Annotated in this window: 12 protein-coding genes; 3 read left to right on the top strand and 9 right to left on the bottom strand. The window is 46.6% G+C overall.

Annotation, left to right across the window (positions count from 1 at the left end; translation table 11 throughout):
* The first annotated feature begins 125 nt into the window (after nucleotides 1-125).
* The 3 genes from BMW79_RS21185 to BMW79_RS21195 all read left to right on the top strand — a co-directional run bounded on the left by BMW79_RS21185 (nucleotide 126) and on the right by BMW79_RS21195 (nucleotide 3,205).
* Nucleotides 126-1,424, top strand: a complete 1,299-nt coding sequence (locus tag BMW79_RS21185; RefSeq protein WP_089897844.1) for a spondin domain-containing protein — start codon at nucleotides 126-128, stop codon at nucleotides 1,422-1,424.
* Nucleotides 1,425-1,453: 29 nt separating this feature from the next.
* Nucleotides 1,454-2,143: a peroxiredoxin-like family protein gene (locus tag BMW79_RS21190; RefSeq protein ID WP_089897846.1), complete on the top strand. Its 690-nt coding sequence runs from the start codon at nucleotides 1,454-1,456 to the stop codon at nucleotides 2,141-2,143.
* A 63-nt stretch (nucleotides 2,144-2,206) separates the two neighbouring features.
* Nucleotides 2,207-3,205: a YXWGXW repeat-containing protein gene (locus tag BMW79_RS21195; RefSeq protein ID WP_218150397.1), complete on the top strand. Its 999-nt coding sequence runs from the start codon at nucleotides 2,207-2,209 to the stop codon at nucleotides 3,203-3,205.
* Between the two features lie 75 nt (nucleotides 3,206-3,280).
* Here BMW79_RS21195 and BMW79_RS21200 read toward each other — a convergent pair whose 3' ends face one another.
* The 9 genes from BMW79_RS21200 to BMW79_RS21235 form a co-directional block, all read right to left on the bottom strand.
* Complete coding sequence (locus BMW79_RS21200) at nucleotides 3,281-4,171, bottom strand: alpha/beta hydrolase (protein ID WP_089897851.1); 891 nt, start codon at nucleotides 4,169-4,171, stop codon at nucleotides 3,281-3,283.
* 111 nt (nucleotides 4,172-4,282) lie between these two features.
* Nucleotides 4,283-5,158 (bottom strand): helix-turn-helix domain-containing protein, encoded by an 876-nt coding sequence (locus BMW79_RS21205; RefSeq protein ID WP_177192272.1) that lies wholly within the window; start codon nucleotides 5,156-5,158, stop codon nucleotides 4,283-4,285.
* A 70-nt stretch (nucleotides 5,159-5,228) separates the two neighbouring features.
* The gene (locus BMW79_RS21210) at nucleotides 5,229-6,083 is read right to left on the bottom strand and encodes an SDR family NAD(P)-dependent oxidoreductase (protein WP_089904035.1); all 855 of its coding nucleotides are present in this window, start codon (nucleotides 6,081-6,083) and stop codon (nucleotides 5,229-5,231) included.
* A gap of 68 nt (nucleotides 6,084-6,151) precedes the next feature.
* Entirely contained in the window at nucleotides 6,152-7,057 is a 906-nt protein-coding gene (locus tag BMW79_RS21215; protein ID WP_089897855.1) for a helix-turn-helix domain-containing protein, read from the bottom strand.
* A gap of 55 nt (nucleotides 7,058-7,112) precedes the next feature.
* Entirely contained in the window at nucleotides 7,113-8,789 is a 1,677-nt protein-coding gene (locus BMW79_RS21220; RefSeq protein ID WP_089897857.1) for a hypothetical protein, read from the bottom strand.
* A gap of 98 nt (nucleotides 8,790-8,887) precedes the next feature.
* Nucleotides 8,888-10,033: a hypothetical protein gene (locus tag BMW79_RS21225; RefSeq protein ID WP_143059240.1), complete on the bottom strand. Its 1,146-nt coding sequence runs from the start codon at nucleotides 10,031-10,033 to the stop codon at nucleotides 8,888-8,890.
* 137 nt (nucleotides 10,034-10,170) lie between these two features.
* On the bottom strand, nucleotides 10,171-10,680 hold the full coding sequence (locus BMW79_RS34115; protein ID WP_262487488.1) for an MFS transporter: 510 nt from the start codon (nucleotides 10,678-10,680) through the stop codon (nucleotides 10,171-10,173).
* A 33-nt stretch (nucleotides 10,681-10,713) separates the two neighbouring features.
* Nucleotides 10,714-11,382, bottom strand: coding sequence for an MFS transporter (locus BMW79_RS34120; RefSeq protein ID WP_218150399.1), 669 nt, complete (start codon nucleotides 11,380-11,382; stop codon nucleotides 10,714-10,716).
* 304 nt (nucleotides 11,383-11,686) lie between these two features.
* Nucleotides 11,687-12,979 carry a GH36-type glycosyl hydrolase domain-containing protein gene (locus BMW79_RS21235; protein WP_089897861.1) on the bottom strand — a complete coding sequence of 431 codons (1,293 nt, stop codon included), beginning with the start codon at nucleotides 12,977-12,979 and terminating at the stop codon, nucleotides 11,687-11,689.
* Nucleotides 12,980-13,208: the final 229 nt, after the last annotated feature.

Genomic DNA, 13,208 nt, shown 5'->3' on the forward strand with positions numbered 1-13,208 from the left:
ATAACTGATCTGCACAAATCTCGGCAAAAAACAACTCAAAATACCGCTGTGATACTTTTGTTATAACTCTGTTACGCATTTGGGATATCAAGATTGTTGTTTTGTGTTCTAAAAAAGAACCAGACATGAAAAGGAACGTATTCTATTCCATTGCTATCTTATCTGTCGCCGGACTGCTGGCGTCCTGTCACAAAGACAATGATATGCCCCCTGTGCAGTCGGGCACTATCACGATTGAAAATATACTGGACAGCAAACCTTTGGTCGAATCCGGCACTTTCAAGGGAGAAGGCACTCCTCCGGTTATCCTGCCCGGGCAGTCCGTATCCTTTTCTTTCTCGGCGGCTAAAAATCAGCGCCTCACGTTTGCCACCATGTATGGCTGGAGCAACGACCTGTTTTTTGCACCGGACAACCCCGGCATCAAATTGTATAATGATGATGGCAGCCCCATTACCGGGGATGTATCTGCCCAGGTAAAACTCTGGGACAATGGCACCCGGATCAACCAGGCGCCGGGAGCCGCCGTTATGCATCCGGGAACACCGGAAGCCACGCCAAAAAGTATTAAGGAAGTGAGTGGTAAAGATGATTTTGGCAATAACTACCTGCCGGCATCAAAGCTCATGAACATTGCCTTGAAATACGATGGTAATTCTACTTTTACCGTTACTATAAAAAATATTTCCGGTGGCACTGCCAACGAAACGCCTTTCAGTCCGGGCGTATGGGCTATTTCCTATACTGCGGGCGGTAACCTGCTGCTACCGGAACCTATCTATTCAGCAGGAAAGCCTACTGCAAATGGTCTTACCAATATCGCAGAAATGGGCGATAATTCAGCACTGAATACGTATCTCAGCAACAACACCGGCATCTTTACGCCGTTGTCTCCCGTGTTGGTAGTGGTGTATAACGGCGACAGCAATCCTTTCTTCAAAACTGGTGAAAATGACCGGGGAGAAGGACTAAAAGACCTGGCACAGAAAGGAAACGCGGATATCCTCGCAGCGGCGTTGAAAGGGAAAGCCGGTATTAAAAATGTATACATCCTGAAGGATCCGGCCAACACAGTGCTGCTTCCAAAAATCAACGGGGCGGCAGGAGGTAAAGTATCACAGGCATTATCCCTGCAGCAGGGCGATAAAATCGCCATCGCCACCATGTATGGATTTTCCAACGACTGGTTCTTTGCTACCAGTGGAAGCGATATCAGTGCCACCCAGAAGGGCGATGTATCCGGATCGATCGGGCTATTTGACAATGGTACTGCCGTCAATCAATTCCCCGGCGCCGGTGTTACCCAGGCCAACCTGGCAGGTACTCCCCTGCAGGAAAGCAAGCCCATTCAGGCGGTCCCCAATCCTAACCAGTTTACTACCTTACCAGCACTTACAAGTATCATTAAAATAACCCTGCAATAAAAAACACCATGACACAATATCTTTTTTCAATGAATACACCGATCCGTAAAACATTTCAGCGCCATACACCATTGAAGCGTTTAACCGGCTTCGTGCTGGTATGCCTGCTCACTGCTATGCAGTTCAATGCTGCGGCTCAGAAGGTAATGAACCAACCAGCTACCACTAATACCCCTCCGGCTATGCCGGAGGACATTAGTCCCTTACTGATCGGAGAACAGATCCCTGCTATGGTGCTTCCGGATAAAGATGGGAACCTGTTCAATGTAAATAAAGCAGTCATGGAAAAACCCACCATACTTGTGTTTTACCGGGGCGGATGGTGTCCTTTCTGCACAAAGCAGCTTTCCGGCCTGCAAGACATCAACACCGATCTTAATAAAAAAGGGTTTCAGGTCATTGCCGTTTCTACAGATGCACCAGAGATGCTGAAAAACGCTGCTACCAAAGAAAAGCTGGAATACACACTGCTCTCAGACGCCGATCTGAACCTGGCGCAAAAATTCGGTATTGCGTTTAAAGCGCCGGAATCATATGCTTCTCTCCTTACTAAGAACTCCGGGGGAAAAGACAAAGACCTGCTTCTTCCTGTACCATCTGTGTTTATCCTGGATAAAAAAGGCGCTATCCGCTTTGAATATATTAACCCGGATTTTAAGCAACGAATCAGTTCGTCATTGCTCCTGGCCGCGGCGCAGGCCCTGTATGATGAGCTTTAACGGATGCCTGTTAAACTTCGGGCTGCCGATGTCGTCCAATAGATGGACCAGGTATATCAAACTATGAAAAGAGCAATCATTATCCTGTTACTGCTGATCGCAGTGGCAGGAACGGGATCTACAGCATATGCACAGGTAAGTGTTGGCGTATCCATCCATATAGCGCCTCCTCCGTTGCCGGTTTACACGCAACCGCCTTGTCCGTACGACGGATACATCTGGACACCCGGATACTGGGCCTATGGTCCTGCGGGTTATTACTGGATACCGGGCATCTGGGTACGTCCTCCGCGCTTCGGTGTGCTATGGACGCCAGGGTACTGGGGATTTGTGGGAGGCATCTATAGCTGGCATGCCGGTTACTGGGGCCCTCATGTCGGATTCTATGGTGGCGTTAATTACGGTTACGGTTACACGGGATCCGGTTTCTACGGTGGTATGTGGCGCGGTAATGTATATCACTACAATACCGCCTACTCCAATATCAATACCCGCGTAGTCCATAATACCTACATCAACAATACCACGATTGTCAATAACAACACCGTGGTGAATAATCGCAGCAGCTTTAACGGCGCCGGCGGCATTAATGCCCGCCCCGGCCGGGAAGAGCAACTGGCGGCACGTGACCAGCATATAGGCGCTACCTCAGACCAGGCAGCGCATGAACGAACTTCCCGCGAAGACCGGAATCAGCTGGCATCTGTCAATCACGGCAACCCGGCAGGATCATTTCATAATAACGGGGACCGGCAGCAAAATGGCCAGCACTTTGCCAGCGTCAACAAACCAGGCACAGCGCAAAATCATGGCGATAACAACGTAAGAGAAGGACATTTCAATAACAACGGTGGCCAACAGCCGCATGCAGGTCCAGCACATTTTGACAACGCCGGCAGGCAACAACAGCATTTCAATAATGCGGCTGCTGAAAATCATATCAATAATCGTGGAGGCATGGAGCACCGGCAAATGGCCATGCGTCAGCAACACTTTTCACAGCCACATATGTCATCAGGACAAGGTCATGCTCCACATGGTGGTGGTCATGGCAGACATTAATCTTTTTTTCATCCGGATCCCGAAAAAAGCAGCAGGATATTTATTCCTGCTGCTTTTTTTTGCCAGTTGCTACCATCAATGCTCCTCCGTTAAAGCCATCATAAACTCCCCTGCTTTCCGGATCGCATCCTTACCTTCCGGCAACAACGAATGCCACAATGGAAAATTATGGATCATCTGCGGCCATACTTCCAGTCGCACGTGAACACCTGCCATTGCCGCATTCCGCGTAAATACCAACGCTTCACTCAGCATGCCTTCCGCCTCACCCACCACTACATACACCGGCGGCATGCCATGCACATCCGCATATACCGGCGATGCTACCGGAAGACGGGGATCAGCACCACCCAGATAGGCGGCTGCCTGGGCTTTGATCGCTTTCAGGCTTACAATAGGATCTCTTCCTTCCCTTGTCTGATAGGTTTCACCCGTTTGCGCCAGGTCAATCCAAGGAGAGATCACAACGCCGCCTGCCGGCATCGGCACGCCCCTGTCGCGGGCAAAAAGCAATAAATTAATCGTGGCATTCCCACCGGCAGAGTCGCCGCTGATGATGATATTCTTTGGATCGTATCCCTGATCGAGTAACCAGAGATACCCGTCAAAAATATCTTCCAGGGGTTGCGGAAAAGGATGTTCCGGTGCAAGGCGATAGTCAGGGGCAAATGTTTTCATCCTCCCAGCTCTGCCCAGTTCACTGATCTCTCCCCGATGGGTAGCCGGACTACCGATCAGGAACGCACCACCGTGTATATAATATAAAACGTGGGTATCTCTGGCCTGCGGAGAAGTAGTCCACTCCCCTTGCAAATTCCCGATAGATACGGTTTCGTAAACAATGTCTGCTGCTACAGGCAACGTAGCATACATTTTATCTGCTGCAATACGCAACTCAGGTATGGGCGCGCTAAGGTCCAGGTAATTTTTAAAGTAGTCCCGGGCAACTTTCAGTTCTCTTTTCATGCTGTTATCATTAAAATATTATAACAGCAAATGTCGGATGAGATCCTGCCAGCCTGTTAGAAGATAACAGCCCGATATTGGTACTTTCCGTTCCAAATAGTGAACTATCACTTATTGAACCGCATACTTCCTATACATCTGCTTACGGTACTCCGCAGGAGACATGCCCTCCTGCTTTTTAAACTGACGGGAGAAATAAGAGAAATCCTTAAATCCAAGCTGATCACTGATGTCGCCGATCGGAAGATTACAATACACCAACATCCGCTTTGCCTCTGCCAGCCCACGATCGCGGATCATGCCCCCCGCTGTATTGCCGGTTAGGTTTTTAACGATTTTATTGAGATAGTTGGCAGAGATATTCAATTTGCCGGCATAAAATGCCAGGTCAGTTTCCTCCCGGTAATTTTCTTCGATGAGCTTTTTAAACCTTTTATGTGTCAGCACCTGGAAAGAATCTTTTATCTCCGGTTGTGTTTTCGACATCAGGCGCTGAATACGATTCAGCAACACCAGCAGCAATCCGTTGATGATTAAAGGCACCTTCTCCCGCCGGTTCATCTCTGCTATCAGCGGGTCTATAATCGCTTTAAGCTCCTGCTGCCCGTTTTCGTCCAGGCATAAATAAGGCCTCGTAAAACTATCCTCCAGGAATGTCAGTTCAAAAATAGATTCCTGCGTCTGATGCGTAAGCAGGAATTGTTCGGTGAAAGCGATACTATACCCTTTCACTTTTTCCGGTGTTGGCAGCAAATGAATCTGGCCGGGAGATGTGATCAGCAGCGTATCCGTCTGTATAAAAATGTCGTGATAATCTATCGTATGTGTGAAGGTACCTTCTGTGATCCAGATTATTTCGTAGAAATCGTGTTTGTTGGGCCAGGTCAGCTGCTTTGGCCACGATAACTCTCCGAATCGCTCCAGTTTAAAAGAGTGCTCCAATGTCTTGTCTGACACAAAATCTTCGATCTTATAGATTGGAATCATCGCATGAATAAAATAGTGCGGCAAAATTAACCTTTTTTGAAACGTCATTACCTTTTGAGGAGATATATCCCTACCTCTCTTCTCTGATAACGGATACAAAATCCGTGGAGCCTGATACCCGTTCCCAGCGCTCCAATTCCCCACTCAACTGTGCTATCCTGCTTTTTGCACGCGATACGGCATCACTTCCCAGGAACAGATTCTCTGGCGGGTTTTCACTGGATACCAGCTCCAGGAATGCGCCGGCAATTTTACCGGGATCACCAGGTTGAGCGCCATCCATCGTGTTCATTTTTTTATGATACTCCCGCAGGTATGCATAATCCGCCAACTGTTTTTTACTGTACGCAATGGAATCCGGTTTGGCAAAATTTGTCCGGAACCATCCGGGCAGCACGTTGGTCACCTTTATGCCCAACGGCCGGAGATCATTTGCCAGCGCATCAGAAAGGCCGCTCACCGCAAATTTGGCGGCACAATACATAGACCACCCTACACCGGGCGCAAAGCCCGCAATAGAAGAAATATTGATGATATGCCCAGCCTGTTGTTTTCTGAAATAAGGGAGCGCCTGCTGTACTACGCGGACAACAGCAAAAAAGTTCACTTCAAAATTTTCATGGATTTCTTCGCTGCTCAATTCTTCCAATGCGCCGCCAAGACCGTATCCTGCGTTATTGACAACAACATCCAGCCGGCCAAATGTTGCCACTGTCCGTTTGAGTGAATCCGCGACAGATAACTCACTTTTTAGATCTACTTCTAACGGTAAAAATTTCTCCGATACACCTTTCAGCTGTTCAAATGCAGCAATGGTTCTGGAGGTGGCGGCAACATAGTGGCCCTGAGCCAGCAATTCTTTTACGAGAGACCATCCCATGCCTTTGGAGGCGCCGGTAATGTACCAGACTTTAGTATTGTTCATTTTTTTATACAAAGCTACCTCCTTCCGGCCCTGCTGCCTTGCCGGAAACAAACCATTATTTGTCAGATTCAAACCTTACGAAAAGCAGAGGGGTTCTTTTTGGTCTGCTTTTTAAAGAAGTTATTAAAATGGGCCTGGTCTTCAAATCCAAGCACATAACTGATTTCGGCGATGTTCCAGTTCGTATGTTTAAGCAGGGCTTTTGCTTCTGCAGTAACACGCTCGAAGATATGATAGGTGGTGGTGTGTCCTGTAGTCTTTTTTATGGCCCTGTTCAGGTAATTGACATGCACGGACAGCTTATCTGCAAAGGCCTGCGGGGAACGGAATTCAAAACGCTGGGCGGTGGTTTGAATGGGAAACTGGCGTTCGAGCAGTTCATTAAATACGGCAGTAATACGGGAGCCGGCATCCGGATGTTTAAACAACTGCTCTGATGGCTGGAGCTTCATCGCCAGGTAAATCAGCTCACTCACATAGTTTTTGATCAGTTCATATCTGTAGATGTAATCAGTGGCCAGTTCCTTCATCATCTTTCTGAAAATAATCATTACCTCCCCGGTATCTTCCTCATTCAGGCGGAATACCGGCTGTGCGGAAGAAGCAAACAATGGTAGTTCGAGGAGATTCAGGCGGAGACTTTCATGAAAAAATTCGCTCTTAAATACGCAAAAAAAGCCTTTGGTATCCCGATGCAGCGGTTCGTAAGTATAGGGAACCTGCGGATTAAAGAAAAGCAACGTATTACCGTTTACGGGAATGCTCTTATCCCCATAATGAAAGATATTGCTTCCCTGGAAGAACATTATCTTAAAGAAATCCCGCCGTATGTACGTAGGAGAAGTAGTACCTGAAATGAGCCGGTCTTCTATGCAAAAAACATTGAACTGACCGATATCCCGTTTCAGGTTTTCGGAAAGACCATTCAACTTATGCCGGTAAAACTCCTCCAGTGTTTCTGTTGCTTTTGCCATCACTTGCTTCTCCTCCTTGTAAAATTGAAACTTTTTACACGAAGTACCAAATCCGCTATTTGTCCGGGTGCAGGTGCAAGGTAAGCGGTATGCTCACGTATACCGGAGGATACCCCTTGGGCAATTTGGTTTTGAAATCGGGATGCAGCCAGTTTACCGTAAATGTGCCCACAATATCATTGCCCGCCACAGTACCCGTAAAAGCGCCGTTGTCGAATTCAATGTGCAATGATTGCCCGTCAAAATCTATCTTCTTCGCCACATTGCTGGCAAATTTACGGGAGCTATAGCCGGGGGTGTTTACGAAGTTCATCCCGGCCTCAAACTCCGCTGTGAGATTATCATTTTTAAACAGCAGGTAAGCATATCCGAGGTACAGACTGGAACGAATACCGCTGGGATTAGCCGGCAGCCCGTTTGCGGCTTCCAGCTCCAGGTAGGTAACAGATGATCCGCCGTCCGAAAATCCATCATATTGCAGGTTACATTTAAATATATTATTCCCCCTTGCGATCAGGCATGTATCGAAAAACGGATTGGCCCTGTTCCACTGTACCGCATAAAAACAGATATTGGCGGTCGACATGGTTGCTTTAAACAAAATAGACTTATCTACAAAAGTAAAGTAGTTGCTTTGGATCACCTTGAAGGAGACTTCCTGCAGCGGGTCCACTATGATACAATTCTTTACGCCATCTGCAAATTCCTTACTATTAATTTTGCTCCTTAGCCCTGCCGCATCACCGGCTTTCACCATTGCAAATGTTTCTTTGGTAAACAGCGTAGAATTCTCGGCGCAGCTAATATATTTCCTGTCTACCGTAGGTACAAAAATATTCAGGAGATATGCCGTTAAAGAAAACGCGTTTATCCGGTCGGCGCTGGCATATTCTGCGCTTCCATCATCTTCTCCCAGACCCGTTCTCATTTTAATATCAAACTTGCCATCACCCTGTAAAGTGTAGGACTCACTTTCTGTGCTTCTGCCAGTATAAACCATTCCTATCCCGTTCATCACATCGCTGATAGATCCCGGAAACACCTGGTGTCCATTCACCGGAAACTTTCCTGTATACTGTCCGTCTTTATACACCCCAATCACGGTATGAAAAATATTGTCATCGCTGTAAAAGTTCAACACCCTGCCTTCCCTGGTAAAGTTCACGGGCATATGCTTCCGCGATAACTTCGCCGTAGACGCAGTTTGAATAACAGCATCCAATCGGCTCACCAATTCCAGGTTGGTAGTGTCCAGGATGTTTTTTCCTGCCAGCACCAGTTTGTTTATTTCCGCTACCAGCGCCGGAAAATCCTTGTTCTTTTTAAACTGTGGAATGAGGGCTTTTTTTCCACTATCTGAAATGGACCGCACCAGGTCTGTATTCATTAACAGCATCACCGCTGTTGAGGTAACATTAATTTCCTTATCCGTAGCCTGATCGGCCGTATATCCGGCCAATATCAGCTTACCACCGGGATCTGTCACAAAAGTGGGCGTGTAATTAATGGAGCTGTCTCCCAGGTCAAACCGGTTATCTTTTACAGCAGCTACTTTATAGGGAGCTACCACGGACAATGTGCTGGTATTGATGGTACTTCCCGCAGGTAGTACAATTGTTCCTGTTACCTTTCCGGGTGGATCTGTTTGTCCGCCTGATTGGTCAGGATTCTTTTTACACGAAATAATACAGGTGAATAATGCCAGGAAGGCAGAGAGGAATCGGGGTTTCATAGTGGATTATTTATACCATTGTAAGGTACAGTAATCCGGTTTGTTACGACATTGAATAACAAATGAATAACATTTTTGAAACCACTATAGCACTGAAACTATACCGGCTTAATACCGATCAGGTAATTGGAATAATCGATGATAAAATTATTATTTATAAAAAACCACAATCCCCAGACGGATCTCTTCAGCCTGTCTGTATTATTCGGTACCATTGTAATTTTCCGGTTCTTTTTGTCCGCTACAAAGCTGTAACGGAATCCTTCCCTGGCGGTGAAACTCACCTGCGTCTGATCATCCAGCACATAGGAATTATCTGAAAAGCTGTTCATATCGGCAATACTTCCACCCCGTTTGGTACCGCTGTCGAACAGGATATCGCCTGTGGTTTCCATCCCGTTGATCCGTAGTTTGCCCACCACCATGGGCGATAGTACATGGCTGTTGTTCTTCATTTTCTTTTGCTGTAGAATATAGCCATCTTCCATACTATTCGTAAGTCCTACCTGCAATAAAGGTGCGGCACAGATCACCCGGTTATTATGCTGACTCACCACTTGCGGATGATCCGCGCTGCCGGTCGCTGATAGCTGGATTCCTGCATATACACCTCTTCGGTAATTAAGATAAGCAAACGGGCTTTTCATATATTTCCTGGCAGTTGCCACTTCTTCGCTCAACGGATGCACATTCTCGACGCCACAGATACCATTTACAATAGAATCGTGATCGATGGCCGCTTCTTCGCCGGTAAGCAACTTCACACCCCTGTAAATGAGAAATACAGGCATTTGCCGGGTCGTTACCTCGTGGGTGTTATCACCTAACGTAACAGTGGTATAAGCAATCTGCCCATAGTACATTCTGTTATTGGGTGCGTCTCCATAGCTGGTAGAATCCTTGATAGCGGTAATAGTGATACCATCCAGCGTCATTACCCGCCGGCCTCTCAGGTCAATTCCATCAGGTGTTACCATTTCCCCCGGCAATACCGCCTTCGCATCCAGCACCAGGCCTTCAGAACCGGTATCAAAAACCGTTTTCAATTCCACTTTTTTCAAACCCAACTGCGTAATGCCTAACAACAGCCGGTCGGTATAGCCTCCATCTTTTACCATCAACAGATTGAGCGGGGTGGGTTGGCTTATCTCAGGACCACCTGGAGGAATAGCAGATACAGAAAAGAATGTCAAAATAATAGCCACCGAAAATAAGCACTTAAAACTCATCTCAACTTTTCTCATTGGAAAGGCATTAAAAATTGTTGCAGGTATCAAGGTTCAAAAGTAAATGAATGGCTAATAGACTATTACCCGCTATCAAGGTTTAATACATGAGTACGTAAATGATGTAAAGACTTCCTCCCCCAAAGTTTTACTGTTTATCGTTCTTTTTTAAAATGATAGGCTGCCATAAAAGCTCCCACAAAAGCCACTATTCCAAATAGCCTGAATGCCTTATGCAGTCCTATATTTACGATCAGGCTAAAGACGAGGCTTCCGAATCCATAGCCCATAAAAAGAAAAAAGGCAAACAAGCCTGTCGCAGCGCCCTTTTTCGGAGATAGTGTAGTTATAATGGCCGCAAATAAAGGGTGGGTTAACTCAAAGCCAAATGATAACGTCACAATAAAAATGCAGGAGGCCGCCAATGAATAATTCATGCTCAGCAGAATAGCCGATACGGCGCCGATCAGTATGCCGATCGGGATAATTCTGTTGCGACCATACTTATCGGCCAGTTTCCCCAGCAACGGCCCTAGCAGCAATCCTGGTATCCCATAGCCGAGCAGTGCAAAACCTACTCCCTGCTCATCCAGCTGATAATTTTTAAAGAAGAAGTAGCCGGTCCAGGCGAACACCCCGCTATGAAACATCCCATTAAATAACACGAAGAGATACGTTCTCCGGCCACGGGGCAGCAGCTATATCTCTTTCATGGATCTGTACAGGGTCATAAAACCCGCAGCAGTTTGTACGCTGCGCTGCCTGAAATTCCGGCGATACAACATCAGCAACAGCAAGATCAGAATACCAACAGCTGCCACTGCCCAGAACAACATCTGCCAGCCTAGCTTAGCGGCAAACAAGGCGCCCACGCTGGAGCCAAAGGCAGTCCCCCCTGCCATACAACCGAAAAAAATGCCGAGAGCATGGCCACGTTTTTCATAAGGAAATTTATCACCAATCCACCCGATGGTGATAGGCGCAACCCCACCGGCTCCTATTCCTGTCAATAACCGGAGTACAATCATCTGCGTAATAGAACTGCAAAAACCAGTACAGGCCGTCAATACAATAAAGCAGATCAACGAGAACAAAATGACCGGAAACCGGCCGTACTTGTCCGACAGCGGCCCATAAACAAGGGTGGCGGCACCGTAGCCCAACAGATAGGCAGGCTCAATAAAACTCACGTGCCGGACAGACACACCAAAATCCGTGGATAACCCCGGTAATATCGGCGCCACCATAAATCCCTGAAAGAAGATAATAAAAGTTCCCAGCGATAAGATAGTGACAAGGAACATAGGTGGCTCCAAAGTGGCCGGAAGCGCCTGTGCGAAGGTACTTTGCTGTTGATTCGATTTCATTGGGCATTTACTTTTTATGCAATTAATGATGACAATAAGAGAGCGGCTCCGGTCAGCATCAAAAGAGCATCCAATCCCTGATCTGTTACTACTGTTAATGTGATGACGATACGCATGTCCCGTGTAAAATGTACAGGGCAAAATTATAAGCATTGATAAAATGAGGGACTGTACACAGTAGGTAATTATGACCGGTACAGATGTATGGTGAGCTGTATCAAGGAGATGATAATCACAGCACATTAAAAGGCCCGCAGGCAACTGCCTGCGGGCCTTTTTTCATTGTTCCCTGCCTGATATACATTTACTTCTTTACCTCATCAAACATTTTAATAGCGGTGTACAAAACACCTGCCTCTCCCCTGAAGGTACCGGATCCTCTTGGTTTGTTATCAACGGAATACCACTCATAAAATCCGTTATTATCTTTCACACGTTTTACCATGGGCAGCACCTGTTCGTAGGCTTCCTTTATAAATCCGTATTTAATCAGCTGTTGAATCATCCTGCCACCAAACCAGGTCCAGTCGCCGCCATTCTGATAGCTATATACCGGGTTCATGATCTTATTCACGAAATAGCCTTCCGGATAAGGAGGATACAATGTTAACCCGATGGAAGGCGCGCCTGCCTGTTTCACCCTTTTCACCATTTCATTCAGCGAAAGCTTCACTTCCTGTTTGGTTAACAAACCGGCTTCAATGGCAATAGTAGTACCTCCGAAATAATAGATCTCATTCTCCTTAAAACCGGCAGGAAAAGGAGAGCCTTTCAGGTAAATATGCGGAATAAACTTCTGGTTCTTTTTATCCCAGAGGTATTTCCTGCAATTAGCCGCCACGCTATTTTTTATGGGTTCCCATTGCTGACGGGTAGCAGGTAGCATTTCCATCAGGTTATTCATGGCTATAATAAACATGGCATTGTCGTAGATGTCAATAGCAGGATGCGTGTTATTGTCCAGGTCTACGCCCCATCCATGTTCTGGCTGCACATCTCCCCAGTCGGCCGTAGTAGCGCCGGTAATCAGGCCATATTGCTGGTTGAATTTATTTTTCATGAGAAAATCCATGCAATATTCCAGGCGTGCGGCTACGGTTTTATCGCCAATCTTTTCCTGTAGTATACTGCTGTCACCGGTTACCTGGATGTATTTATACACCGCCTGTACCAATGAACTTTCCTGGTCTGTTTCTACGGTGTTCTTATGACCGGCATAGCGTGGTTCCAGTTTGGAATAGCTAAAATCGGTTTCGCCTTTGCCAATTTTCTCTGCGGGCGTAAATCCGTCGATGATATTGCCGTCATCGCCCTGCATTCTGAAAAACACCAGCAGGTTTTCTTTCAACACGTCGGGGGTATTTACCTGGGCAGCGAGCTCGATAAAGGTATTGTAGTCACGGATCCATACCTCGCGGTAGCCATCTCCCGCATTAAACCCGGCTTTCATCACTTCCAGGGCTTTCGATTTCACAAAGGGAAAGTAGGCCATTGCTTTCTTTTCTGCAGACGTTTCGTCTGTGGTACGTTTAACCTGTGCCGTGCCTGTAACAGCAAAGAGCATCAGGCCCCATACGAATGAAGATTGTATTTTCATGCTATAACTATTAATCTGTATGCCTTTGTTCCCCCGACAATAACCGGGCGTCATATCGCATAAATCTTTGAATGTATAAACATACTATTTTTCCGGATGATGGCAAATTTTAATTGCACAACGCGGGATCATTTTTTCTCAGACACCACAACTAACCTTATTATAGCTATTATAACAGGTAAAAAAGAAGCCTGCCGGGTACCGGTCAAAACTTTTTTGGAAAATCGGC

Source organism: Chitinophaga arvensicola (assembly GCF_900110835.1).
Taxonomy (GTDB): Bacteria; Bacteroidota; Bacteroidia; order Chitinophagales; family Chitinophagaceae; genus Chitinophaga; species Chitinophaga arvensicola.

Coding starts and splice junctions, on each gene's coding strand:
- BMW79_RS21225 (WP_143059240.1), bottom strand. CDS start 10,033: ATGAGAAAAGTTGAGATGAGTTTTAAGTGCTTATTTTCGGTGGCTATT.
- BMW79_RS34120 (WP_218150399.1), bottom strand. CDS start 11,382: ATGAAATCGAATCAACAGCAAAGTACCTTCGCACAGGCGCTTCCGGCC.
- BMW79_RS21195 (WP_218150397.1), top strand. CDS start 2,207: ATGAAAAGAGCAATCATTATCCTGTTACTGCTGATCGCAGTGGCAGGA.
- BMW79_RS21185 (WP_089897844.1), top strand. CDS start 126: ATGAAAAGGAACGTATTCTATTCCATTGCTATCTTATCTGTCGCCGGA.
- BMW79_RS21200 (WP_089897851.1), bottom strand. CDS start 4,171: ATGAAAAGAGAACTGAAAGTTGCCCGGGACTACTTTAAAAATTACCTG.
- BMW79_RS21215 (WP_089897855.1), bottom strand. CDS start 7,057: ATGGCAAAAGCAACAGAAACACTGGAGGAGTTTTACCGGCATAAGTTG.
- BMW79_RS21205 (WP_177192272.1), bottom strand. CDS start 5,158: ATGATTCCAATCTATAAGATCGAAGATTTTGTGTCAGACAAGACATTG.
- BMW79_RS21210 (WP_089904035.1), bottom strand. CDS start 6,083: ATGAACAATACTAAAGTCTGGTACATTACCGGCGCCTCCAAAGGCATG.
- BMW79_RS21220 (WP_089897857.1), bottom strand. CDS start 8,789: ATGAAACCCCGATTCCTCTCTGCCTTCCTGGCATTATTCACCTGTATT.
- BMW79_RS21235 (WP_089897861.1), bottom strand. CDS start 12,979: ATGAAAATACAATCTTCATTCGTATGGGGCCTGATGCTCTTTGCTGTT.
- BMW79_RS21190 (WP_089897846.1), top strand. CDS start 1,454: ATGAATACACCGATCCGTAAAACATTTCAGCGCCATACACCATTGAAG.